The 22,299-nt window shown below is 50.6% G+C and carries 25 protein-coding genes; 13 read left to right on the top strand and 12 right to left on the bottom strand.

Annotated features, from left to right (window positions below; genetic code table 11):
• Nucleotides 1–62: 62 nt before the first annotated feature.
• On the bottom strand, nucleotides 63–371 hold the full coding sequence (locus OGW44_RS02680) for a DUF1161 domain-containing protein (RefSeq protein ID WP_085951053.1): 309 nt from the start codon (nucleotides 369–371) through the stop codon (nucleotides 63–65).
• A gap of 102 nt (nucleotides 372–473) precedes the next feature.
• Here OGW44_RS02680 and OGW44_RS02675 point away from each other — a divergent pair, with 102 nt between their 5' ends.
• Nucleotides 474–1,184: a YnfC family lipoprotein gene (locus OGW44_RS02675; RefSeq protein WP_029139534.1), complete on the top strand. Its 711-nt coding sequence runs from the start codon at nucleotides 474–476 to the stop codon at nucleotides 1,182–1,184.
• A 7-nt stretch (nucleotides 1,185–1,191) separates the two neighbouring features.
• Here the strand turns inward: OGW44_RS02675 and speG are convergent, their stop codons facing one another.
• Together speG and OGW44_RS02665 are read right to left on the bottom strand one after the other, a co-directional pair.
• Entirely contained in the window at nucleotides 1,192–1,752 is a 561-nt protein-coding gene (gene speG, locus OGW44_RS02670; RefSeq protein WP_286454020.1) for a spermidine N1-acetyltransferase, read from the bottom strand.
• Nucleotides 1,753–1,787: 35 nt separating this feature from the next.
• Complete coding sequence (locus tag OGW44_RS02665) at nucleotides 1,788–2,129, bottom strand: DUF1283 family protein (RefSeq protein WP_075848238.1); 342 nt, start codon at nucleotides 2,127–2,129, stop codon at nucleotides 1,788–1,790.
• A 153-nt stretch (nucleotides 2,130–2,282) separates the two neighbouring features.
• On the opposite strand from OGW44_RS02665, the gene OGW44_RS02660 reads away from it, so the two are divergent.
• The 4 genes from OGW44_RS02660 to OGW44_RS02645 all read left to right on the top strand — a co-directional run bounded on the left by OGW44_RS02660 (nucleotide 2,283) and on the right by OGW44_RS02645 (nucleotide 6,952).
• Nucleotides 2,283–2,609, top strand: coding sequence for a YnfA family protein (locus OGW44_RS02660; protein WP_185654602.1), 327 nt, complete (start codon nucleotides 2,283–2,285; stop codon nucleotides 2,607–2,609).
• A 107-nt stretch (nucleotides 2,610–2,716) separates the two neighbouring features.
• Entirely contained in the window at nucleotides 2,717–3,931 is a 1,215-nt protein-coding gene (gene rspA / locus OGW44_RS02655; RefSeq protein WP_016153056.1) for a starvation-sensing protein RspA, read from the top strand.
• Nucleotides 3,932–3,991: 60 nt separating this feature from the next.
• The gene (locus OGW44_RS02650) at nucleotides 3,992–5,326 is read left to right on the top strand and encodes an MFS transporter (RefSeq protein ID WP_049041486.1); all 1,335 of its coding nucleotides are present in this window, start codon (nucleotides 3,992–3,994) and stop codon (nucleotides 5,324–5,326) included.
• A gap of 159 nt (nucleotides 5,327–5,485) precedes the next feature.
• Entirely contained in the window at nucleotides 5,486–6,952 is a 1,467-nt protein-coding gene (locus tag OGW44_RS02645; protein WP_185654603.1) for a mannitol dehydrogenase family protein, read from the top strand.
• Nucleotides 6,953–7,026: 74 nt separating this feature from the next.
• On the opposite strand, the gene ydfZ is transcribed toward OGW44_RS02645, so the two are convergent.
• The 3 genes from ydfZ to ydfG all read right to left on the bottom strand — a co-directional run bounded on the left by ydfZ (nucleotide 7,027) and on the right by ydfG (nucleotide 8,938).
• Nucleotides 7,027–7,230 (bottom strand): putative selenium delivery protein YdfZ, encoded by a 204-nt coding sequence (gene ydfZ, locus OGW44_RS02640; RefSeq protein WP_003032393.1) that lies wholly within the window; start codon nucleotides 7,228–7,230, stop codon nucleotides 7,027–7,029.
• A 188-nt stretch (nucleotides 7,231–7,418) separates the two neighbouring features.
• Nucleotides 7,419–8,105, bottom strand: coding sequence for a GntR family transcriptional regulator (locus OGW44_RS02635; protein WP_016153060.1), 687 nt, complete (start codon nucleotides 8,103–8,105; stop codon nucleotides 7,419–7,421).
• A gap of 86 nt (nucleotides 8,106–8,191) precedes the next feature.
• Nucleotides 8,192–8,938 (bottom strand): bifunctional NADP-dependent 3-hydroxy acid dehydrogenase/3-hydroxypropionate dehydrogenase YdfG, encoded by a 747-nt coding sequence (ydfG, locus tag OGW44_RS02630; protein ID WP_016153061.1) that lies wholly within the window; start codon nucleotides 8,936–8,938, stop codon nucleotides 8,192–8,194.
• 137 nt (nucleotides 8,939–9,075) lie between these two features.
• Here ydfG and dcp point away from each other — a divergent pair, with 137 nt between their 5' ends.
• Nucleotides 9,076–11,121, top strand: a complete 2,046-nt coding sequence (gene dcp / locus OGW44_RS02625) for a peptidyl-dipeptidase Dcp (protein ID WP_185654604.1) — start codon at nucleotides 9,076–9,078, stop codon at nucleotides 11,119–11,121.
• A 166-nt stretch (nucleotides 11,122–11,287) separates the two neighbouring features.
• Here dcp and OGW44_RS25620 read toward each other — a convergent pair whose 3' ends face one another.
• Together OGW44_RS25620 and mgtS are read right to left on the bottom strand one after the other, a co-directional pair.
• Nucleotides 11,288–11,461, bottom strand: coding sequence for a YnfU family zinc-binding protein (locus tag OGW44_RS25620; RefSeq protein ID WP_213083734.1), 174 nt, complete (start codon nucleotides 11,459–11,461; stop codon nucleotides 11,288–11,290).
• Nucleotides 11,462–11,860: 399 nt separating this feature from the next.
• The gene (gene mgtS / locus OGW44_RS02620) at nucleotides 11,861–11,956 is read right to left on the bottom strand and encodes a protein MgtS (RefSeq protein WP_003032406.1); all 96 of its coding nucleotides are present in this window, start codon (nucleotides 11,954–11,956) and stop codon (nucleotides 11,861–11,863) included.
• Nucleotides 11,957–12,442: 486 nt separating this feature from the next.
• Here mgtS and urtA point away from each other — a divergent pair, with 486 nt between their 5' ends.
• Genes urtA through urtE form a run of 5 tightly spaced genes read left to right on the top strand, consistent with a single transcriptional unit; the run spans nucleotide 12,443 to nucleotide 17,910 of the window.
• Complete coding sequence (gene urtA / locus OGW44_RS02615; RefSeq protein WP_016156478.1) at nucleotides 12,443–13,714, top strand: urea ABC transporter substrate-binding protein; 1,272 nt, start codon at nucleotides 12,443–12,445, stop codon at nucleotides 13,712–13,714.
• Between the two features lie 43 nt (nucleotides 13,715–13,757).
• Nucleotides 13,758–15,332: an urea ABC transporter permease subunit UrtB gene (urtB, locus tag OGW44_RS02610; protein ID WP_131350743.1), complete on the top strand. Its 1,575-nt coding sequence runs from the start codon at nucleotides 13,758–13,760 to the stop codon at nucleotides 15,330–15,332.
• Complete coding sequence (urtC, locus tag OGW44_RS02605; protein WP_046276388.1) at nucleotides 15,332–16,405, top strand: urea ABC transporter permease subunit UrtC; 1,074 nt, start codon at nucleotides 15,332–15,334, stop codon at nucleotides 16,403–16,405. Before urtB ends, urtC begins: the two co-directional genes overlap by 1 nt.
• Nucleotides 16,405–17,202 (top strand): urea ABC transporter ATP-binding protein UrtD, encoded by a 798-nt coding sequence (gene urtD, locus OGW44_RS02600; protein ID WP_016153067.1) that lies wholly within the window; start codon nucleotides 16,405–16,407, stop codon nucleotides 17,200–17,202. The genes urtC and urtD overlap by 1 nt, the downstream gene beginning before the upstream one ends.
• Nucleotides 17,203–17,211: 9 nt before the next feature.
• A complete protein-coding gene (urtE, locus tag OGW44_RS02595) occupies nucleotides 17,212–17,910 on the top strand; it encodes an urea ABC transporter ATP-binding subunit UrtE (protein WP_047359041.1) in 699 nt (232 codons plus the stop codon).
• 40 nt (nucleotides 17,911–17,950) lie between these two features.
• Here urtE and ydeE read toward each other — a convergent pair whose 3' ends face one another.
• Nucleotides 17,951–19,138, bottom strand: a complete 1,188-nt coding sequence (ydeE, locus tag OGW44_RS02590) for an efflux MFS transporter YdeE (RefSeq protein WP_047359042.1) — start codon at nucleotides 19,136–19,138, stop codon at nucleotides 17,951–17,953.
• Between the two features lie 198 nt (nucleotides 19,139–19,336).
• Here ydeE and eamA point away from each other — a divergent pair, with 198 nt between their 5' ends.
• Nucleotides 19,337–20,236 carry an O-acetylserine/cysteine exporter gene (eamA, locus tag OGW44_RS02585; RefSeq protein WP_019076776.1) on the top strand — a complete coding sequence of 300 codons (900 nt, stop codon included), beginning with the start codon at nucleotides 19,337–19,339 and terminating at the stop codon, nucleotides 20,234–20,236.
• 31 nt (nucleotides 20,237–20,267) lie between these two features.
• On the opposite strand, the gene marB is transcribed toward eamA, so the two are convergent.
• The 3 genes from marB to marR are packed head-to-tail and all read right to left on the bottom strand — an operon-like array spanning nucleotide 20,268 to nucleotide 21,353.
• Nucleotides 20,268–20,486: a multiple antibiotic resistance protein MarB gene (marB, locus tag OGW44_RS02580; RefSeq protein ID WP_016153071.1), complete on the bottom strand. Its 219-nt coding sequence runs from the start codon at nucleotides 20,484–20,486 to the stop codon at nucleotides 20,268–20,270.
• A 30-nt stretch (nucleotides 20,487–20,516) separates the two neighbouring features.
• The gene (gene marA / locus OGW44_RS02575; protein ID WP_003032424.1) at nucleotides 20,517–20,900 is read right to left on the bottom strand and encodes an MDR efflux pump AcrAB transcriptional activator MarA; all 384 of its coding nucleotides are present in this window, start codon (nucleotides 20,898–20,900) and stop codon (nucleotides 20,517–20,519) included.
• Nucleotides 20,901–20,918: 18 nt separating this feature from the next.
• Nucleotides 20,919–21,353, bottom strand: a complete 435-nt coding sequence (gene marR, locus OGW44_RS02570) for a multiple antibiotic resistance transcriptional regulator MarR (RefSeq protein ID WP_016153072.1) — start codon at nucleotides 21,351–21,353, stop codon at nucleotides 20,919–20,921.
• A gap of 257 nt (nucleotides 21,354–21,610) precedes the next feature.
• On the opposite strand from marR, the gene OGW44_RS02565 reads away from it, so the two are divergent.
• Nucleotides 21,611–22,276, top strand: a complete 666-nt coding sequence (locus OGW44_RS02565; protein ID WP_016153073.1) for a MarC family NAAT transporter — start codon at nucleotides 21,611–21,613, stop codon at nucleotides 22,274–22,276.
• Nucleotides 22,277–22,299: the final 23 nt, after the last annotated feature.

The following is a 22,299-nucleotide window of genomic DNA, read 5'->3' as shown; positions in this document are numbered from 1 at the left end:
ATGGGTATGTCATCTTAATGCATATCAAACTGGAGTGACCCTCCGCGCACGGAGGGCGTGATTTATTGCGGTTCGGCGACGTGCCCGTCCTGGGCAGGGGTGCTATTGGCAGGGGCGTTGCCACTGTTGGTTCGGGTATAGAGAATTTTGTGCGTATCGTTTGCACAATGTCCCACGACCAGTGAATCAGGCTGATCGGCCTGATCGTTGGGAACAATGTTCAGCGTAAAGCTAGATTCAGCAACGCCATTATTAATGATGCGCTGTTCGATATCGCTTTTCACGCGTTCACATGACGCCGGTGCCGCCAAAACCTGCGGGGACGCGACGGCCAGTAAGAGCGCGGCAATTCCTGTTATGTATTTCATCATCAGCTCCTTTATGATCGACCTGGACTAAGATTAGCATTTCTGGTGTAAATAACTGTATTTGCTAATATGATTGAGAATTATCTTCTTATCCCGGTGAAAAATGTGAAGAAAAAGATCTTGTTAGGTTTCCTGTGCGTCGTGTTGGCCGGGTGTGATAACGCCAAAGGCCTGGATTCCTTTACGCCGGAAATGGCCAGTTTTTCCAATGAATTTGATTTCGATCCGCTGCGCGGGCCGGTAAAAGATTTCAGCCAGACGCTGCTTAATGACAAAGGTGAAGTCACCAAGCGCGTTGTCGGTACGCTCTCACAGGAAGGGTGCTTCGATACGCTTGAATTGCATGATATTGAAAGCAATACCGGCATGGCGCTGGTCCTGGATGCTAACTATTACCGGGACGCCAAAACGCTGGAAAAACGGATCCGCTTACAGGGTAAATGTCAGTTAGCAGAACTGCCTGCGGCGGGCGTGGTATGGGATACCGACGATAACGGTTTTGTCGTTTCCGCCACGGGGAAAGAGATGAAGGTGCAATATCGCTATGATGCGGAAGGTTACCCGCTGGGTAAAACCACCGTCAATAAGGACAATACCTTGCAGGTTGATGCCAAACCGTCGGTTGACCCGTTGAAGAAGCTGGATTACACCGCGGTAAGCCTGCTCAATAACCATCCGTTAGGTAATGTAAAACAAACGTGCAAGTATGATGACTATGCTAATCCTGTCAACTGCCAGCTTGTTATCGTTGACGAGAGCGTGAAGCCGGCAGTTGAACACCATTACTCGATTGAAAACACCATCGATTACTATTAGTCAGTCTTTACTGAGCGGTAGGTTGCAGCAGGTTAGGACCTGACGTTTTATGTTCTGCCAGATACTGCTGCTGGAAGATACACATGCGGATTGTGTTGCGGTATTGGCCGTTGATAAAGAATTCATGAATCAGTTCGCCTTCGACCATAAAGCCGAGTTTACGGTAGATGTGGATGGCTTTTTCGTTCTCTTTATCAACGATCAGATACAGCTTATATAAGTTAAGTACGGTAAAGCCGTAATCCATCGCCAGCTTAGCAGCCCGGGAAGCCAAACCTTTGCCCTGATATTCCGGCGAAATAATGATCTGGAATTCTGCCCGGCGGTGCACATGGTTAATTTCAACCAGCTCCACCAGTCCGGCTTTTTCATCGTCGCATTCCACAACAAAGCGACGTTCGCTTTGGTCGTGGATATGCTTGTCATACAGATCTGACAGCTCAACAAATGCTTCGTAAGGCTCTTCAAACCAGTAACGCATTACGCTGGCGTTGTTATCAAGCTGATGGACAAATCGTAAATCTTCACGCTCCAGCGGGCGCAGCTTAACACTGAGGGCGCTAGTCATATCGTATCCTTTCAATATCTTTCAAAGTGCAATCATTATGGGGCAACGGTGCGGCCAGTGCGGCGGTCGAGGCAGCGCAGGGTGTTGGGCTCCCAGTACGCATTAATATTTGCGCTCTGTTCGCACTTATCACGGCTATCGAAAGCAGCGTCGGTTTTGTCCCACTCTTTCTCTACACGCTTGTTGACCTTCTGGCGTAACTGACGCGTATCGTTCCATTGTTCCTTTTCCATTGCTGCCTGTTGACGACTTTGCGCACTGTCCCCGGATTCAATGATCAATTTACTGGTTTCAGCAAATGCGGAAGAGGTGTACACAGCCGCAGCCAGCGTCAGCATAGCCGTCAGGCACAGGCGTTTGGTCAGTGTAATATTCATGGTGAATTCCTTTTATGGGAAAGGGAAAAAACAATAAAACAGGGCTAAATTCTACACTATTCTGGCTTGCGGGCATACCCACTCTGCGGTGATGGATACGCTAACGACATTCTGTCGTATCATGGTTAAACCGAAGGTAACTGAATAACATCAATGCTTAAGACCACATTCCTTTTTTTCATCACTGCGTTATGCGAAATCATTGGCTGCTTTTTACCCTGGCTCTGGCTTAAGCGAGGGGCTACGGCCTGGCTGCTGATACCCGCCGGGATGTCACTGGCCTTATTCGTCTGGTTACTGACGCTGCATCCGACAGCAAGCGGGCGTGTGTACGCGGCCTATGGTGGAGTTTACGTGGTGACAGCGTTGCTATGGCTACGCATTGTTGACGGCGTAAAACTTAGCCTGTACGACTGGTCAGGCGCGCTGGTGGCATTGTGCGGCATGCTGATTATTGTGGCTGGGTGGGGGCGCGCATAGCGCCTTTTTTGTGATCAATCAGCGTTTTTTTGATCTTCATACTTGTATGGTAGTAGCTCAGTTGGGTAAATTTCCTGCATCACAAGAACAAATGCAAGGAATAAGAGATGAAGATTGTTGGGGCTGAAGTGTTTGTCACCTGTCCGGGGCGTAATTTTGTCACGTTGAAAATTACCACAGACGATGGGATCACTGGGCTGGGAGATGCCACGTTAAACGGACGCGAGTTATCCGTAGCGTCCTATCTGAAAGATCATGTTTGTCCGCAACTGATTGGTCGCGATGCGCACCGAATTGAGGATATCTGGCAGTTTTTCTACAAAGGCGCGTACTGGCGTCGTGGTCCGGTCACCATGTCGGCGATTTCCGCGGTGGATATGGCATTGTGGGACATCAAAGCGAAAGCGGCGAATATGCCGTTGTACCAGTTGCTCGGCGGTGCATCTCGTGAAGGCGTTATGGTTTACTGTCACACCACAGGCCATACCGTTGATGACGTACTCGAAGATTATGCGCGCCATAAAGAGATGGGCTTTAAAGCAATTCGCGTGCAGTGCGGCGTGCCGGGTATGAAAACCACTTACGGTATGTCCAAAGGCAAAGGACTGGCCTACGAACCCGCCACCAAAGGGCAGTGGCCAGAAGAGCAGTTATGGTCAACGGAGAAGTATCTCGATTTCACACCAACACTGTTTGAAGCCGTGCGCGACAAGTTTGGTTTCAACGAACATCTTCTGCACGATATGCACCACCGTCTGACGCCAATTGAAGCGGCCCGTTTCGGCAAAAGCATCGAGCAATACCGTCTGTTCTGGATGGAAGACCCAACCCCGGCTGAAAACCAGGAATGCTTCCGCCTGATCCGCCAGCATACGGTCACGCCGATTGCGGTAGGGGAAGTTTTCAACAGCATCTGGGACTGCAAACAGCTTATCGAAGAGCAATTGATCGACTATATCCGCACCACCATCACCCATGCGGGCGGTATCACTGGCATGCGTCGAATTGCCGATTTCGCGTCGCTGTATCAGGTACGTACCGGTTCGCATGGACCTTCCGATCTGTCTCCAGTATGCATGGCCGCTGCGTTGCACTTTGATCTGTGGGTGCCGAACTTCGGCGTACAGGAATATATGGGGTATTCCGAGCAAATGTTGGAAGTGTTCCCGCACAACTGGACCTTTGATAACGGCTATATGCATCCTGGAGACAAACCAGGTCTTGGGATCGAGTTTGATGAAAAGCTGGCGGCGAAATATCCGTATGACCCTGCATATCTGCCTGTTGCTCGTCTGGAAGATGGCACGTTGTGGAACTGGTAAATATAAATTTTACGTACGAAAGATGTTGATTAACTCAATACCCTACAGAAGGTAAAACTTATGGTTAGTTCAGTCGATATTAAAAATAACGTAGATAATAAACCCATTATTCGCAGAGTGGCTTCAGCCTCCGCAATTGGTACTGCTGCCGAATACTATGACTTCTTTGCATATGGGACAGCAGCCGTACTCTTTTTTGGTCATTTATTTTTCCCAAGTGACGATCCGTTAATTAGTACGCTGGCTGCTTTTGCAACCTATGCCGTTGGTTTCCTGGCTAGACCATTAGGAGGAATTGTCTTTGGGCATATTGGCGATAAGGTCGGGCGCAAAAAAGCACTGGTTATTACTATATTAATCGTTGGCTTAGGGACATTCTGTATTGGGTTGTTACCTACATATGAAAAAATAGGTGTATGGGCTCCAGCTTTACTTATATTTATTCGTGTATTACAGGGCTTTGGTGTTGGAGGAGAACAAGCCGGTGCAGTATTGATGACTGCTGAATATTCTGAGCCCAAACATCGTGGATTTTTTTCGAGTTGGGTTCAAATCGGTGCCCCAGTTGGTTTTCTTCTGCCGTTAGCACTCTTTGCGTTGTTAAATGCCACACTTTCTCCAGAGGCAATGATGGATTACGGGTGGCGTATACCGTTCCTGTTAAGTCTGTTGCTGGTTATTGTTGGGTTATTTATCCGCTTAAAAATTGATGAATCACCAGTCTTTGCTCAGATTAGGGAGACAAAAGCAGAAGAATCACGTCCATTAGTTGAAGTTATCCGTGATTTTCCGGGAATTGTCGTTAAGGGAGTATGTGCGAAGCTGATTGAGGCCTGCACATTTGCAATGTTTACAGTGATTGTCCTTGCATACGGTAAGGCAAACAATCTCGATGCAAATATCTTGATGGAGACAATGATTGTTGCGGTGATTATAGAAATAATTGCAATACCGATGATGGGCTCGCTATGCGACAAAATTGGGCGTAAACCAGTTTATATTATCGGCGCATTGCTCCAGGTTGTTATGATTATTCCTTTCTTCCTTGCAATCAATCAGGATAGCTTTTGGCTTACGCAAATAGTAATGATCCTGGTACTGAGCGTTGGGCATAGTATGTGTTATGCACCTCAGGCATCTTATTTCCCAGAGCTTTTCCCGACTCATATTCGTTGTAGCGGAATAGCATTAATTTGGCAGTTGGGATCGCTAATTGGTAGTGGGATTCTTGGTTTAGTAGCAGTAAAAATTCTGCAAGTAACTGGTGGACATTATTATGGACTCGCAACCTATGTGATTGTACTTGGCGTCATCTCAGTTATTGGTTTGCTGATGATGCCGGAAACTGCACCGCAAAGGCTTAAACGTGAATACCAGCAGTGGCAGAAACATTAATATCCTTTGGCGGCAATATGCCGCCAAATTTACCTTTTATGGTACACAGCTTTAAGTGATGTCATACCAATCATTAAAAGCTTAATGCAAATCAAAACATACAACCATACAGGCGTTACTCTGAATCAATCCTGATTTCATTGATAAGTAGGTCATACCATGCAAAACAAGCTCTTAACGGCAAAGGCTGCACTTCCCGACTACGATCGTACAAAACTGGTCCCGCGTATTGTTCATCTGGGGTTTGGCGCATTTCACCGCGCACATCAGGGGGTTTACGCTGACATTCTCGCTGCGGATCACGGCAGTGACTGGGGCTATTGCGAAGTGAACCTGATTGGCGGCGAGCAGCAGATTGCCGATCTGAAACAGCAAGATAACCTGTATACCGTTGCAGAAATGTCCGCAGATGCATGGACTGCAAGAGTCGTGGGCGTGGTGAAAAATGCGCTGCATGCGCAGGTTGATGGGCTGGAAAGCGTACTGGCTGCGATGAGTGAACCGCAGGTTGCGATTGTTTCCCTGACCATTACCGAGAAAGGGTATTGCCATTCTCCGGCGACCGGTCAATTGATGTTAGACAACCCAATGATTGCCGCCGATCTACAAAACCCAAAACAGCCAAAAACTGCGCCAGGCGTTGTGGTTGAGGCGCTTGCACGCCGCAAAGCTGCGGGTTTAGCCGCCTTTACCGTGATGTCCTGCGACAACATGCCGGAAAACGGTCATGTGATACGCAATGTTGTCACCGCGTATGCCCGGGCGGTGGATGCGGAACTGGCTGCGTGGATCGAACAACATGTCACATTCCCGTCGACAATGGTTGACCGCATTGTCCCTGCAGTTACCCAGGATACGCTGGACAAAATTGAACACATTACCGGCGTACGCGATCCGGCAGGCGTGGCATGTGAACCGTTCCGTCAGTGGGTTATTGAAGATAACTTTGTCGCTGGCCGCCCTGAATGGGAGAAGGCGGGAGCGGAGCTGGTTGCTGATGTCATTCCGTTTGAAGAGATGAAACTGCGTATGCTCAACGGCAGCCACTCTTTCCTTGCTTATCTGGGGTATCTGGCGGGATATCAGCACATTAACGATTGCATGGGCGATGAAAATTATCGCCTCGCCGCGCGCGCGCTGATGTTGCAGGAACAAGCGCCCACGTTAAAAGTGAAAGGTGTGGATCTTCCGCACTATGCCGATCTGTTAATTGAGCGCTACAGCAACCCGGCACTGCGTCATCGCACCTGGCAGATCGCGATGGACGGCAGTCAAAAACTGCCGCAGCGTATGCTGGACTCCGTTCGCTGGCACATTGTGCACGGTAGCCACTTTGAACTGCTGGCGCTGGGCGTGGCTGGCTGGATGCGTTACGTCGGCGGTGTGGATGATCAGGGCCAGGCGATTGAAATCAGCGATCCGCTGTTACCGGTGATCCAGAAAGCGGTGCATAGCAGTAACGAGGGCGAAGATCGTGTCCAGGCGCTGCTGGCGATCGATGCTATTTTTGGTCGTGAACTGCCGCAGGTAGAATTGTTCAAGAATCAGGTCACACAAGCCTACCTTGCTTTACTGGCTGAAGGGGCGAAAGCAACCGTTGCGAAGTATGCTGCAAAACTGAAGTAACGAGAACATCATTTAAGTCGCCATCTGGCTATAAACAGGCCAGATGGCGCATTGTTTTCTGGCATTCACACCAATTAGTTCATGCCCAAACGAATCAGTTCGAGGGGGGCATATTTACCTTCACACCCTTCGATTTCCACTGTTTTCCCGCGGCGAATTTGCTCAGCGGTCAGGCCATCGGTATCTATCGCTGTAATGCGGCCTGTAAGTCCGGTGTCGCTAATCATGACGCGGCTGCCAGTGGTGATTGCGTTACGATTACGATCGTATGTTTTCATGGTGTTTTCTCCTTTCCAACTTACCGTCAAAGCCCGTGGGCTCTAGTCCCACGTAACGGGCGCAATATAAATACGCTTCTCGTTAATGATTTTTTTTGTTTTCGATCAAAATCACAGCTTTTTTTGTGCAGATGTGCGGGAGAGGGGAAGGCAGGAGAAACTCACCTCGGTGTGAGGTGAGCGTAATATTAATCTTCGCTGAACCAGTCGCTATTTTCCTGACGGATTAGCTGAACGGACTCACCAATTTCCTGGAGATGCAGCATCATTGCGCGCTCAACGGCATCGCCATCATGTTTCTCAAGTGCGGTAAAAATATCGTGATGCTGACGCAGCAGCATTTCAGGCGGAGAGATATGATCCAGGCTCATATAGCGAACGCGGTCAATCGTGGCCTTAATATTCTCAACGGTGTCCCAGGCGAGCTGGCACTCAGCGATTAAAGCCAGTTTCTGATGAAATTCGTCATCTAGCTGGAAGAAATCATTGATTTGTTTTCGATCAATCGCGATGCGCTGCTGATGCAGATTTTGTTCGAGCTGATAGCACTGTTTATCGGTGATCAGTGATGCGGCGCGGCGGACCACGGCACATTCAATTGCCTGGCGAACAAAACAGCCGTTCTGCACCTGCGACAGCGAAATTTTGTTTACGTAGCTGCCACGCTGCGGGCGGATCTGAATCAGACCGTTCTCTGCCAGTTTGATGAATGCTTCTCGTACCGGCTGGCGTGACACATTAAAGCGTACGGAAACCTCTTTCTCCGACAGCGGCGTACCGGGTGCAATCAGACAGTGCACGATATCACGACGAAGAATACGGTAAATCTGTTGATTTACCGGTTGTGTAGGGTTGAGCTGCGTTTCTACGGTCATTCATTCTTACTTTTTAGAGAGTTAACCCGGAGATCTTATCACTTATTTCAGGCTATCTATACCCGGCGTAAGGCCGGGCAGAGAAATTAGCTCCGATGAATACTCAGTCCGGCAAAAGACTGTGTGACAGGCATCATTTCAAGGGTGTTAATGTTGACATGAGCGGGTAAGGACGCCACCCACCATACCGCTTCTGTAACATCTTGCGGGGTCAGCGCAGTGGTATTTTCGTAGGCTTTTTCAGCTTTAGCGTCATCGCCTTTGAAACGTACGTTTGAGAATTCCGTACCGCCAACCAGACCCGGTTCAATGTCGGTAACGCGAATCGCAGTGCCGTGTAAGTCAGTACGTAAATTCAGGCTAAACTGGCGAACAAACGCTTTGGTCGCACCGTAGACGTTCCCGCCAGCGTATGGCCAACTTCCCGCGGTAGAACCGATATTGATAATATGACCGCGGTTGCGCTCAACCATGCCTGGCAGAACGGCACGGGTCATATAAACCAGGCCTTTGTTGTTGGTGTCGATCATATTTTCCCAGTCTTCAACGCTGGCCTTGTGGGCTGGCTCAAGGCCCAGCGCCAGTCCCGCGTTGTTGACCAGAACATCAATATCGCGCCATTCAGCGGGTAAGGCGTTCAGCATCTCTTCAATTGATGCACGATTACGTACGTCCAGTTGCGCGGTATAGAGGCGGTCACCCAGCTCATCTTTGAGTTCCTGCAGGCGCTCCTGGCGGCGTCCGGTGGCAATAACTTTATGCCCATTCTCAATAAAACGACGCGTAATGCACTCACCAAAACCTGCGGTTGCTCCGGTTACTAAAACGATCATCTCACTGTTCCTCAACGCTTTTTATGTAGTACTACCATAGCACGTCATTTCCGTTCAGAGCTATTCCTGCTTAACGCGATTGCGGTCGATTACCGGGAAGTCTACTCTGGTAAACAAATCGTTTTCAGGAGTGAAAGATGTCGTTAACGAATCCATTTTTACACCACAGCACATTGCCATATCAGGCACCGCAGTTTGATCAGATCGACGTGCAGCATTATCGTCCAGCGTTTGATGAAGGCGTGCGGCAAAAACGCGCCGAGATCGACGCTATTGTGCAAAACTCACAGGTTCCTGATTTTGCTAATACGTTGTTGGCGCTTGAACAAAGCGGGGTGCTGCTCACGCGCGTGACCAGCGTTTTCTTCGCGATGACGGCGGCGCACACCAACGATGAACTACAGCGCCTTGACGAAGAGTTTTCCGCAGAGCTGGCGAATCTTGCCAATGATATTTATCTCAATGGCGCGCTTTTCGCCCGTGTCGAAGCTGTCTGGCAACGGCGTGGTACGTTAAGTCTGGATAGCGAATCAATACGTCTGCTGGAGGTCGTGTATCAGCGTTTTGTACTGGCCGGCGCCCGTCTGAACGAGACCGATAAAGCCAAACTTAAAGCGCTCAATACGGAGTCAGCCACGCTGACCAGCCAGTTCAATCAACGGTTGCTGGCAGCAAACACGTCAGGTGCTATGGTGGTGGATGATATCCGGCATCTGGAGGGGCTGAGCACAGAAGAAATTGCCGTTGCCGCCGAAGCTGCAAGGGCGAAAGGGTTTGAAGCGCGTTGGGTTATCCCGCTATTAAACACAACACAGCAACCGGCGCTTGCGGTTTTACGCGATCGTCAGACCCGCGAAAAACTGTTCACCCGCGCATGGACGCGGGCTGAAAATGATGATGGCAACGACACGCGAGCTATTATTCAGCGACTGGTAGCAATCCGGATGCAGCAGGCGCAACTGCTTGGTTTTGCCAATTACGCAGCCTGGAAAATTGCCGACCAGATGGCAAAAACGCCGGAAGCGGCACTGACATTTATGCGAGCTATTGTTCCAGCCGCGCGGGCGCGGGCGTTGAATGAGCAGGCTGAAATCCAGAACGTTATCTTTCAAGAACACGAGTCGTTTAGCGCCGAGGCCTGGGACTGGTCGTTTTATGCCGAGCAGGTCCGTCGTGAGAAATATGACCTTGATGAGGCACAGCTCAAACCTTACTTTGCCCTGGATTCGGTGCTGAACGAGGGCGTTTTCTGGACGGCCAATCAACTCTTTGGCATCAAATTCGTTGAGCGATTCGACATTCCGGTTTATCACCCGGATGTTCGGGTATGGGAAATATTCGATCATGATGGCGTAGGGTTGGCGCTATTTTACGGTGATTTCTTTGCCCGGGAATCAAAAAGCGGCGGAGCCTGGATGGGCAATTTTGTTGAGCAATCGCTGCTTAACGAAACCAAACCGGTTATTTACAACGTCTGTAATTATCAAAAACCTGCGCAGGATCAGCCTGCATTGCTGCTGTGGGATGATGTTATTACGCTATTTCATGAATTTGGACATACATTGCACGGTCTGTTCGCCACTCAGCGTTATGCCACGCTTTCTGGGACCAACACTCCGCGTGATTTTGTCGAGTTTCCTTCACAGATCAATGAACACTGGGCGAGCCATCCTCAGGTCTTTGCCCGTTTTGCCCGACATGTTGATACCAGGGAGCAAATGCCGCAGGCATTGCGGGATAAAATGCAGCGGGCCAGTCTGTTTAACAAAGGTTACGACATGACCGAACTGCTCAGCGCTGCATTGCTGGATATGCGCTGGCACTCTCTGGAGTTGAGCGAGTCATCTCATCCGGTCGATCAATTTGAACAGCAGGCGCTGGCGGCGGAAGGTTTGGATCTCAAGGCCGTGCCGCCGCGTTATCGCAGCAGTTATTTTGCCCATATCTTCGGTGGCGGTTATGCCGCAGGTTATTATGCCTATCTGTGGACGCAAATGCTGGCCGATGACGGCTATCAGTGGTTCGTAGAGCAGGGCGGATTAACCCGTGAAAACGGACAGAAATTCCGCGAAGCAATTTTGTCCCGCGGAAACAGCACTGATTTAACTGAACTTTATCGCCAGTGGAGCGGGCGTGAACCGCGCATGGAACCCATGCTGGAACATCGTGGCTTGAGCGCTTAAGACAGGTCAGCCAGAAAATTGAACCGGGCGTGGTGCCCGGTTGTTAGCTGGATTTTTTCTTCAGCAAAATGAATCGTTGTTGGGTATTGATGCCTTGCATCTCATAGAGACGCTCGGGTAGGGAGTGCTGCTGGTGAAAGGTCGGCATTGTTTTCCTGTTCTTACGTTACTTGACTGGTTTGCTTTGGGAAGGAAGGTAGGTATTGCCGCAGTTGGGGCAGACTAACGTTATGTTGTTTTTTATTCTCGACAGGCTGTGCATTGACTGGCGGCAGCAGTGAGGACAGGTACTTTTCACTGGTCGTAAAGTACGCATCTTAATATCTTTGAGTATCGACATATTGATTGTCCTTGTGATGGGGTGCTTACCATACACTATGAAGCAATAAATAGCTCATTTTATAACCATGGCGATGACATGGATTACTGTACGGTTTGCAAGAATCTCATTAGCGGCCAACATGACTTATAGAAGGTAGTTACGTTTCGTTTAACGTTCATTGGGGTTGTCGATGATAGATTAGCCAACTATCCGTTATCTTCGCAGGGAATTGCCAGGTAGCGTATAAAAGCAAAACACAAATCTATCCATGCAAGCATTTACCGCTGGTTTATCCGGCGGTTTTTTTTATCTGTACATCAGGGAAAAGGTGCCGGAAGGGGGAATTCAGGTAAAAAAATGGCCCCTTGTGCAGCTACGCAGCAAGGGGCCGGGTCGGTTCAGGACTATCTCCGTTCATCAATCATCCCATCTGTGGCTAAAATACGCGGCCAGGAAACCGGAAAATAAAATAATTCCCAGAACAGCCATAAAAATATTCATATTACCCAGCATAGTAAATGCTCCTTTATTTGTGAGTTTCCTCTCTTACCTTAAGTTCACCTCGCTTATGACTATAGTAGCAATTCAATCTTAAACAAAGGCTGAACTGTGTGATTATTTCGGCGGAAAAGTAAAATTTTGACGTGATTACGTCGGGAAAAATAAATAATAGTGACAAGGCACGGTTATCTGCGAACAAATAACCATGTTTTTATACCGGGGCACGCCGTTATGACCGTGTGTGACAGACACAGATTGTTGCACGTTTATAATGCAGAGTTGTCTCATTGTGGTTCAATGTTTCACGCGATTAATCCTTCTGGCGGCAAAAATTAATACTGATTTTTGTGCCTAAAATTCTAATTCATTGATTTTATATGATGTTTTAATATCTGGCATCGTTTTTGCCTTATCACTTCTGAATACCCTTAATTTGCACCGTTTTGTCTGCCCGGCTGCACCGGAGCTTTCAACAAGACTAATTTCAGGAGTGAAACTATGCAGCGTCGTACATTTTTAAAAGCTTTTGCGCTTTCCGCCTCTGTTGTCGCAATGGGAATGAGTTTTAGCGTTCAGGCGGCCGACACTATTAAGGTTGGCATCATGCATTCGTTATCCGGCACCATGGCTATTTCCGAAACGCCGCTGAAAGATGTGGCGTTGATGACTATTAATGAAATCAATGCGCAGGGCGGTGTGTTGGGCAAAAAGCTGGAACCGGTGGTGGTTGACCCAGCCTCGAACTGGCCGTTATTTGCTGAAAAAGCACGTCAGTTACTGAGCCAGGACAAGGTAGCGGCGGTTTTCGGCTGCTGGACATCGGTTTCGCGTAAATCGGTTTTACCGGTATTTGAAGAATTGAACGGTCTGCTGTTTTACCCGGTGCAATATGAAGGTGAGGAGATGTCGCCTAACGTCTTCTATACCGGCGCTGCGCCTAATCAGCAGGCGATCCCGGCGGTTGAGTATCTGATGAGTGAGGACGGCGGCAGCGCTAAGCGCTTCTACCTGCTGGGTACGGACTATGTCTATCCGCGTACGACTAACAAAATTTTACGCGCCTTTTTGCATTCGAAAGGCGTGGCTGATAAAGACATCGAAGAGGTGTATACCCCATTCGGACACAGCGATTACCAGACCATTGTTGCCAGTATTAAAAAATTCGCCGCAGGGGGAAAAACGGCGGTGGTATCGACCATCAACGGGGATTCTAACGTTCCATTCTATAAAGAGTTAGCGAACCAGGGCCTGAAAGCCACGGATGTACCGGTGGTGGCATTCTCTGTGGGTGAGGAGGAGTTGCGCGGTATCGATACTAAACCGCTGGTGGGCAACCTGGCTGCGTGGAACTACTTTGAGTCCGTAGATAATGCGGCCAACAAGAAGTTCGTCGCGGATTACCGGGCGTATGCCAAAGCGCATAAGCTACCGAATGCTGATTCGGTGGTGACCAACGACCCTATGGAAGCCACTTATGTTGGCCTGCATATGTGGGCGCAGGCAGTAGAAAAAGCCGGAACTACCGATGTGGATAAAGTCCGGGCGGCTATGGCAGGACAATCATTCGCGGCACCATCAGGATTTACCCTGACCATGGATGCGACCAACCATCACCTGCATAAACCCGTCATGATTGGCGAGATTGAAGGCAACGGCCAGTTTAACGTGGTGTGGCAAACCGAAGCGCCGGTTCGCGCCCAGCCGTGGAGTCCGTATATCGCCGGTAATGATAAAAAATCTGAACAGCCCGTTAAAACCGCCAGCAACTGATCTTACGCCCTCCTGCGGGAGGGCAACGCTTTGGAGAATGCTCATGAAAGCCATGCGCTTTATTCGTGGTGTGTTGTTGCTGACGTGGCTTTTGCCGTGGATAGCGCAGGCCGCAGATGCCGATACCTTTACCGCCGCCAACCGGACTCAGCAGGCCGCCTTGCTAGAACAATGGTCGGTAAAACCCGATGTTCAACGCTTGCCGGTGCTCAAAGCGCTGAGTGATGAGAACCTGCTGACAGATAACGCGAAAAACGCGTTCATCATGAACGGCTCGCACGTACAACCGCTAGGAACGGCGGCAGGCCCGAACGGGGAGCTAAAAAAAATCCGCCTGACTAACCGCCTGCGTAATCTGGTTGCCGGAACCTTGGCCGTCCACCAGCTCTTAAGTGACAGTGTCACGCAAAGGAGCGGGGCAGCGCGTACATTACAGCGTGAGGCCCAGCCGGGGATGCTGCCGTTTTTGCAGCAACGACTGGCCCAGGAGCCCGATGCTGGCGTGAAATCTTTACTGGCTATTGCACTGGCAAACCTGCAACTGACCAGTACTTCGCCTGAGATCAGACGTCAGGCAATCGAACTGCTAGGGGCGTCGAACGATCCTGAAACCCAGGCGCGCCTGCAGCCATTCACCCATGCTGAACATGAACCGAATGCCCGCGTTCGTGCTGCCGCTGACGAAAGCCTGAATGCCATCGCGCATCGCATGAAGGTTGGCGATCTTCTTGGACAGGCATTTATGGGATTGTCGCTGGGCTCCATTTTGCTGCTGGCGGCATTGGGTCTGGCGATAACCTACGGCTTACTTGGCGTCATTAATATGGCGCATGGTGAGATGTTAATGCTCGGCGCTTACGGTACCTGGATGGTGCAACAGCTGATGGGCCAGTTTTTCCCGCAATGGTTGGCCTGGTATCCGGTTATTGCACTACCGGTCGCCTTTTTGCTTACCGCTGGGGTTGGAATGCTACTCGAGCGCGGAGTGATCCGCCATTTATACGGGCGTCCGCTCGAAACCCTGCTGGCAACGTGGGGGATCAGTCTGATGCTTATCCAGTTAGTGCGTATGTCCTTCGGCGCGCAAAACCTTGAAGTCGCAAATCCGGAATGGCTTTCCGGGGGCATTCAGGTTTATGCCAATCTGATTTTGCCGTGGAACCGAATTGTGGTGCTTGGCTTTGCCATTCTGGTGCTGTTCTTCACCTGGCTGTTGTTGAATAAAACCCGTCTCGGACTGCGCGTACGTGCGGTGACGCAAAATCGCAATATGGCGGCCTGCTGCGGCGTACCTACCGGACGAGTGGATATGCTGGCCTTTGGTCTTGGTTCAGGGATTGCCGGACTGGGGGGCGTAGCGCTCTCGCAGTTAGGCAACGTAGGACCGGAGCTGGGGCAAAGCTACATTATTGATTCGTTTCTGGTGGTGGTGCTGGGCGGCGTGGGACAACTCGCGGGGAGTGTAGCCGCTGCGTTTGGGCTTGGGATCTTCAACAAAATTCTTGAGCCTCAGGTGGGAGCGGTTCTCGGTAAGATTATGATTCTGGTGCTGATTATTTTGTTTATTCAGAAACGTCCTCAGGGGCTGTTCGCGTTGAAAGGGAGGGTTATTGACTGATGACGATGCCAATGACATTAACGCTGGCGCGTAAAGCGCCACGCGCGACACGCATCCTGGGGCTGGGTTTACTGCTGGCGCTGATTATTCTGCCGTTTCTGGCGCTGTTACCTGCGGATCATCCGCTGGCCATATCGGTGTGGACATTGACTCTGGCCGGGAAAATTCTCTGCTATGCCATTGTGGCGGTGGCGCTGGATCTGGTGTGGGGCTATGCGGGAATGCTCTCGCTGGGCCACGGTATTTTCTTTGCGCTGGGGGGATATGCGATGGGAATGTACCTGATGCGCCAGGCTTCCGGCGAAGGATTACCGGCCTTTATGTCGTTTCTGTCGTGGACCGAGCTGCCCTGGTTTTGGTGGGGAACGCAACATTTTATCTGGGCGATGTTGTTGGTTGTGCTGGTGCCGGGCCTGCTGGCGCTGGTATTTGGCTGGTTTGCCTTCCGTTCAAAAATCAAAGGGGTTTATTTCTCCATCATGACCCAGGCCCTGACTTTCGCCGGAATGTTACTGTTTTTCCGCAACGAAACCGGCTTTGGGGGAAATAACGGTTTTACCGGCTTTACCACCATTCTGGGATTTCCGGTGACCGCGACCTCAACCCGTATCGCGCTGTTTCTGGCGACGGTCATGCTGCTGGTGCTGGCAATATGGCTGGGACTGGCGCTGGCCCGCAGTAAGTTTGGTCGAATTCTCACTGCCGTGCGCGACGCCGAGAACCGACTGATGTTCTGTGGTTACGATCCGAAAGGTTTCAAGCTGCTGGTGTGGACGCTTTCCGCCGTGCTGTGCGGCCTGGCGGGGGCGTTGTATGTTCCGCAGGTGGGAATCATTAACCCCAGCGAAATGTCGCCGACCAACTCGATAGAAGCGGCGATTTGGGTTGCCCTCGGCGGGCGTGGAACCCTGATTGGCCCGGTATTTGGCGCCGTACTGGTGAACGGCGCTAAAAGCCTGTTTACCGTCATTATGCCGGAATACTGGCAACTGTTTCTTGGCCTGATCTTTATTGGCGTTACGTTGTTTTTACCTCGTGGTGTGATGGGTCTGTTTCGCAAGGGAGACAAATAATGCAGCCAGATGAAGGGCTTTTTACTCGCCAGATGCCAGGCGATCGGTTTCGCAACCAAACGGACCCGGTGCTCCAGCTGGAAAAAATTAACGTTAACTTCGATGGCTTCCAGGCGTTAACGGATCTCACGCTCAATATTGGCGTTGGGGAACTGCGTTGCATCATTGGTCCCAACGGTGCCGGAAAAACGACGCTAATGGATGTTATTACCGGCAAAACCAGGCCGCAAAGTGGTCGGGCGATATACGATCAGTCGACCGATTTAACAACGCTGGACCCCATCGCCATTGCACGTCAGGGAATTGGGCGGAAGTTTCAGAAACCCACGGTATTTGAAGCGTTAACGGTGGAGGAAAATCTGGAGCTGGCGCTGAAAAGCGATAAATCTGTCTGGGGCTCTTTACGGGCGCGCCTCACAGGCGAACAACGGGATCGTATAGATGAAATACTGGCGCTGTTGCGGCTGGGCAACGAGCGGGCCCGCCGCGCCGGGCTGCTTTCTCACGGGCAAAAACAGTTTCTCGAAATTGGCATGCTGTTGGTACAGGAGCCGCATTTACTGCTGCTGGATGAACCCGCGGCGGGTATGACGGATGCGGAGACGGAATACACTGCGGAGCTGTTTCGTAAGCTTGCCGGGAAGCACTCGCTGATGGTTGTTGAGCACGATATGGGATTTGTCGAAACCATTGCCGATCGCGTCACGGTCTTACACCAGGGACGCGTTCTGGCTCAGGGAAGTCTGCGCGAAGTGCAGGCCAACGAGCAGGTTATTGAAGTTTATCTCGGGCGTTAAGGAGCACAGATGCTGCAGGTGAAAGAACTGAATCAATATTATGGTGGCAGCCATATTCTGCGAAGTGTGAACTTTGAGGCGCGTATCGGCGAGGTGACATGTCTGCTGGGGCGTAACGGCGTGGGGAAAACGACGCTTCTTAAGTGCCTGATGGGGCTTATTCCTGCCCGCAGCGGGAGTGTGCTCTGGCAGGAGAAAAATGTCACCCACTGGAAGCCGCATCAGCGGGTCAGGGCCGGGGTGGCGTATGTACCACAGGGTCGCGATATTTTCCCGCGTCTGACGGTAGAAGAGAACCTGCTGCTCGGCCTTTCCCGTTTTTCAGCACAGGAGGCCAGACGTGTGCCGGATGATATCTATGCGCTTTTTCCGGTGCTACAGGAGATGAAACATCGGCGGGGCGGAGATTTGTCCGGCGGGCAACAGCAGCAACTGGCGATTGGACGAGCGCTGGCCAGTCGCCCGCAGTTGTTGATCCTCGATGAGCCCACGGAGGGGATCCAGCCGTCAGTGATTAAAGAAATTGGGCAGGTGATTTCTCAACTGGCGCACCGGGGTGACATGGCCATTTTGCTGGTGGAGCAGTTCTATGATTTTGCGCAGCAACTGGCCGACAAATACTTACTCATGTCGCGAGGCAGCATTATTCAAAGCGGTGACGGTAAAAATATGGAATCCGAAGGCGTTCGAGGGCTGGTCGCCATTTGAGATTCGCGACAGAGCGGCTTTGGCTCTGTCGCGATCATCATTAGCAGACCGCCGTCTGGCCCCAGGGTTTGGCGCGCATACCTTTTATCATTAGCGCCCAGGCAAGAACGATCGCCACCATCAGCGCCACAAACAGCGACCACGGCGGCAATGTGGTTAAAATGACGCCGCTGACTAATGGGTTTACCGCTGCGCCCAACCAGCCTAACGACTGGGCGGAAAAATAGCTGGCTTTCATTCCTGCAGGCGCGATGTTGTCGATGAGCATGTATTCACCCGGTGCGTAAATGACTTCGCCGATAGTGAAAAAGGCCGCAGAAATGCCCCATAACACCAGGTTGTTGCCGGAGAAGGTGAAGCCAACCAGACCGACCACAAAGAACAGCGTGCCTACAGTCATTAGCGGGCGGATATTGGTGGCGGTGAGCCTGCGCCCGAGGGCATATTGCAGTGATACCACAATGGCGGCGTTAACAGGCAGGACGACTGCCACCACTTTCTCGGCAAAATCGCCGTCTGCAACCACCATAACGTATTGCGAAATACAGGACGCAAAGGCACCACCAACGAATGACGCCAAAAATGCTGACAGCGTAAACCAGAATAATGCTCTGTCGCGCAGCAGTACCGAGGGGGACCAAACTGCGGCGTTCAAACCTTCTGATGCTGCTGGTGAACGTTTTACCCAGGTCTGGATAAATACCAGAGGGAGTGCTGAACATGCAGCAGCGAGCCAGAACGGCAGGTTAATGCTTTGCATCACCAGTAGCGTGCCCAGCGGTGGGCCTACGGTCCAGCCGATGTTCAGCACGGTATAGTTAAGCGAGAAAATTTTAGTTTTGTTGGTCGCCGAGAGATTATCGGCAAACCAGGCTTTCAGCACCGTGGCGAAGACGGAGTAGGCGCAGTTGATCAGGGCAAAGAGCAAAACCACTACCACTACGTTATGCACCAGTGGAATAGCAATAAAGCCAGAGGCAAAGCCGCAGATAGCCAGCAGCATATAGCGTTTTTTATCAAACTTGTCGGCCAGAATACCAAAGCCAAGGCTGAACACGACGCCAATGGTCAGTGCGACCGTCATCGCATAACCGATCAGGTCGACGCTCAGATTGTACTGTCGGCTGAGGTAGATCGTCATAAAGGGCAGCGTGGCGCCACGCCCAATCGTTAATAACAATGATGACGCGAGTAACGCGAGAGTGGACCTTCTCAGAGAGATATTCATTTTCCTGCCCGACAATGCATGTTGTTATGTTTTTTTTAGATATCAGAAACAAATAGCATGCTAAAAGTGTGATGTACACTCAATAAGTTGTCCGAAAATGCCCTGTGTGGCCTACCTGAATTAATGATCTGTTACGGCACAACGATTTCCGTTACTTTAATTTGTTTACAAAAATTTAATATTCGCAGGGGCGGTGGTATGTCGCGTAAAGACGGGTTATTAGCGTTACTGGTCGTTGTGGTTTGGGGGCTGAACTTTGTCGTCATCAAAGTGGGGCTACACAATATGCCACCCTTAATGCTGGCTGGGTTGCGTTTTTTACTGGTGGCATTTCCGGCGATTTTCTTCGTTGCCCGGCCGAAAATTCCGCTTTCACTGCTGCTCGGCTATGGGCTGACCATCAGTTTTGGGCAGTTCGCGTTTCTCTTTAGCGCCATCAAATTCGGTATGCCTGCCGGGTTAGCTTCTCTGGTATTACAGGCTCAGGCGTTTTTCACCATCATTCTGGGGGCATTCGCCTTTGGTGAACGTCTGCAAGGTAAACAACGGGTAGGGATTGCGCTGGCCATATTTGGCGTGCTGGTGCTGATTGAGGCCAGTCTGAACGGACAGCATGTCGGCATGCTCGGTTTTATGCTGACGCTGGCGGCGGCACTAAGCTGGGCCAGCGGTAATATCTTTAATAAAAAAATCATGCAGCATACGTCACGCCCGGCGGTGATGTCGTTGGTGGTATGGAGTGCGTTGATTCCTGTTGTCCCATTCTTTCTCGCCTCAATACTTCTCGATGGTCCAACGCAAATTATCCAAAGTCTGGTGACGATAGATATGACCACCATTCTGTCACTGGTTTATCTGGCGTTTGTGGCGACCATTGTGGGTTATGGCATCTGGGGATCTTTACTCGGGCGTTATGAAACCTGGCGTGTCGCGCCGTTGTCGCTGTTGGTGCCGGTTGTTGGACTGGCGAGCGCGGCCGTGCTGCTGGATGAAACGCTTACCGGATTACAACTGCTCGGTGCGCTGCTGATCATGGCTGGATTGTACATCAATGTGTTTGGCTTTCGGTTGCGTAAGACTGCGCAGGCGAGAGGGTAAAAAAAAGCCCCGCAGTGACGGGGCAAAAAAATTACAGGTTGCGCATATTGTAATAAGGCACACCTAATTCGTCGGATTTGTCGCTGCCTGCACCCATATGATTAAAATCGAACGGGGACCGATCGTGCGCAGGCGGCATAATCATCGCGTCACGACTGTTTTGTGTGGCAGGCTGCGCGGTCTGTTCCGCCATGCTCTGGCCCGAAACAACATACAGCAGGGCCAGCATCGCATAAGACAGAAGTTTCATGATTTCCTCGGTTACGTCGTTAACTGGCGATTAGCAATTACATTGATTGAGTGGCAGCAAATAGCGTGATTCGCCGTGCATATTCGTCATACGGTATTTATGCGGCGGAACATCAAAATAGTTTTTGAATGTCCGGGTCAGCGTTTGCTGGGACTCAAAGCCGTAACGCTCCGCCAGATAAAGGATCGGCTCGTTACTCTCTTTTAATTTTTGCGCTATTTCAGTCATTTTACGGCTACGGATGTATTGACCCAGTGAATGACCGGTTTCTTTTTTAAACATCCGTTGCAGGTGCCATTTGGAGTAACCTGAACGCTCTGACACCTTTTCCAGCGAGAGCGGCGATTCAAGGTTATTTTCGATCCAGTCCAAAATGCTATGAATAGTGATTGTGTCAGTATTGCGTCTGGACATCGTCATACCTCTTTCTGTTTACGGCAGGATTTTCTTAAGCAAATGCTCAAGCGTGGTCACTTCATCCACCGTTAAGTTTTTTGTTAGTTCCTGGTGCAGGTCTTGCCCTACTAATTGATGACACTGCTCGCAAATTGCCGCGCCATGCTCGGTGAGTTTCACCAGCACGCCTCGCTTGTCATGTGGATTCGGAAGCCTTTCTATCCAGCCTTTACAGGCCAGCCTGTCCAGCATCCGCGTCAGGGCGCCGAGATCGACAGACAGCACTTTTTTCAATTCGACAGGGGTAATACACACCGCGCAACGGATAGAGCAGAGCACCTTGAACTGCGATGCCGTGATATCCAGCGGTGACAGATAGTCGTTTAGTAAACGATCTTTTTTCTGATTAACCATGTAGATCAAACGACCCAGTGGGATGATTTCGTTAAACAGATCACTGGTGCTTTTCACAATGGTTGCCCTGGCAAGTAGTTAGTCACGGCTGATATTATTGCTTAGGCAAATATAAGTCAAATGAATGGGTCAGCAAATGCCACGTTTTGCTAAATCATCAGACTCAATATCTGGCGAGTGGAATTTTAACGGTTTGAAAATTATGGTTTATACGTGCGGATGAAAAATGAATCCTTACACCGCGAAAATGGCTTATCTCCCGGATTTCACCGTATACTTGCCGTTGACGATTAACGCACAGGAAAGATGACATTATGATGGACTTGTTTAAAGCAATAGGACTGGGGCTGGTAGTCCTGTTACCGTTGGCAAACCCGTTAACCACCGTGGCGTTGTTCCTCGGCCTTGCCGGCAACATGAACAGCGCAGAGCGTAACCGTCAGTCACTCATGGCGTCCGTTTACGTGTTTGCCATCATGATGGTGGCGTATTATGCCGGACAACTGGTGATGAATACCTTCGGGATTTCGATTCCCGGGTTACGTATCGCGGGTGGGTTAATCGTTGCGTTTATCGGCTTTCGAATGTTGTTTCCACAGCAGAAGGCACATGACTCTCCGGAAGCGAGAAGCAAATCAGAAGAACTGGAAGATGAACCGACTGCCAATATTGCATTTGTTCCGCTGGCCATGCCAAGCACCGCGGGTCCGGGTACGATTGCAATGATCATCAGCTCGGCGTCCACCGTGCGTCATGGGGCTGAGTTTCCGGACTGGGTGATAATGGTCGCACCGCCGATTATTTTTGCCGTGGTCGGGGTTATCTTGTGGGGCTGTTTGCGCAGTTCAGGCGGGATCATGCGCCTGGTCGGCAAAGGCGGTATTGAGGCGATCTCCCGTCTGATGGGCTTCCTGCTGGTATGTATGGGCGTGCAGTTTATTATTAACGGCGTGCTGGAAATCATTAAAACTTACGCTTAAAACAACGTGCCCGGTATTGTCTA

The organism is Citrobacter sp. Cb023, assembly GCF_030336805.1.
Lineage (GTDB): Bacteria > Pseudomonadota > Gammaproteobacteria > Enterobacterales > Enterobacteriaceae > Citrobacter > Citrobacter braakii.
The sequence above is the reverse complement of the archived record's forward strand: the minus strand, read 5'-3'. Positions and strand labels throughout refer to the sequence as shown.

Bases quoted from the DNA above. Each gene is read 5' to 3' on its own strand.
- OGW44_RS25620 (WP_213083734.1), bottom strand. From the start codon at position 11,461: ATGTCGATACTCAAAGATATTAAGATGCGTACTTTACGACCAGTGAAA.
- OGW44_RS02680 (WP_085951053.1), bottom strand. From the start codon at position 371: ATGATGAAATACATAACAGGAATTGCCGCGCTCTTACTGGCCGTCGCG.
- rspA (WP_016153056.1), top strand. From the start codon at position 2,717: ATGAAGATTGTTGGGGCTGAAGTGTTTGTCACCTGTCCGGGGCGTAAT.
- marA (WP_003032424.1), bottom strand. From the start codon at position 20,900: ATGTCCAGACGCAATACTGACACAATCACTATTCATAGCATTTTGGAC.
- urtA (WP_016156478.1), top strand. From the start codon at position 12,443: ATGCAGCGTCGTACATTTTTAAAAGCTTTTGCGCTTTCCGCCTCTGTT.
- OGW44_RS02565 (WP_016153073.1), top strand. From the start codon at position 21,611: ATGATGGACTTGTTTAAAGCAATAGGACTGGGGCTGGTAGTCCTGTTA.
- dcp (WP_185654604.1), top strand. From the start codon at position 9,076: ATGTCGTTAACGAATCCATTTTTACACCACAGCACATTGCCATATCAG.
- ydfG (WP_016153061.1), bottom strand. From the start codon at position 8,938: ATGATCGTTTTAGTAACCGGAGCAACCGCAGGTTTTGGTGAGTGCATT.
- eamA (WP_019076776.1), top strand. From the start codon at position 19,337: ATGTCGCGTAAAGACGGGTTATTAGCGTTACTGGTCGTTGTGGTTTGG.
- urtD (WP_016153067.1), top strand. From the start codon at position 16,405: ATGCAGCCAGATGAAGGGCTTTTTACTCGCCAGATGCCAGGCGATCGG.
- speG (WP_286454020.1), bottom strand. From the start codon at position 1,752: ATGACTAGCGCCCTCAGTGTTAAGCTGCGCCCGCTGGAGCGTGAAGAT.
- mgtS (WP_003032406.1), bottom strand. From the start codon at position 11,956: ATGCTGGGTAATATGAATATTTTTATGGCTGTTCTGGGAATTATTTTA.
- OGW44_RS02665 (WP_075848238.1), bottom strand. From the start codon at position 2,129: ATGAATATTACACTGACCAAACGCCTGTGCCTGACGGCTATGCTGACG.
- marB (WP_016153071.1), bottom strand. From the start codon at position 20,486: ATGAAACTTCTGTCTTATGCGATGCTGGCCCTGCTGTATGTTGTTTCG.
- ydfZ (WP_003032393.1), bottom strand. From the start codon at position 7,230: ATGAAAACATACGATCGTAATCGTAACGCAATCACCACTGGCAGCCGC.
- OGW44_RS02650 (WP_049041486.1), top strand. From the start codon at position 3,992: ATGGTTAGTTCAGTCGATATTAAAAATAACGTAGATAATAAACCCATT.
- OGW44_RS02635 (WP_016153060.1), bottom strand. From the start codon at position 8,105: ATGACCGTAGAAACGCAGCTCAACCCTACACAACCGGTAAATCAACAG.
- OGW44_RS02645 (WP_185654603.1), top strand. From the start codon at position 5,486: ATGCAAAACAAGCTCTTAACGGCAAAGGCTGCACTTCCCGACTACGAT.
- urtE (WP_047359041.1), top strand. From the start codon at position 17,212: ATGCTGCAGGTGAAAGAACTGAATCAATATTATGGTGGCAGCCATATT.
- urtC (WP_046276388.1), top strand. From the start codon at position 15,332: ATGACGATGCCAATGACATTAACGCTGGCGCGTAAAGCGCCACGCGCG.
- ydeE (WP_047359042.1), bottom strand. From the start codon at position 19,138: ATGAATATCTCTCTGAGAAGGTCCACTCTCGCGTTACTCGCGTCATCA.
- urtB (WP_131350743.1), top strand. From the start codon at position 13,758: ATGAAAGCCATGCGCTTTATTCGTGGTGTGTTGTTGCTGACGTGGCTT.
- OGW44_RS02660 (WP_185654602.1), top strand. From the start codon at position 2,283: ATGCTTAAGACCACATTCCTTTTTTTCATCACTGCGTTATGCGAAATC.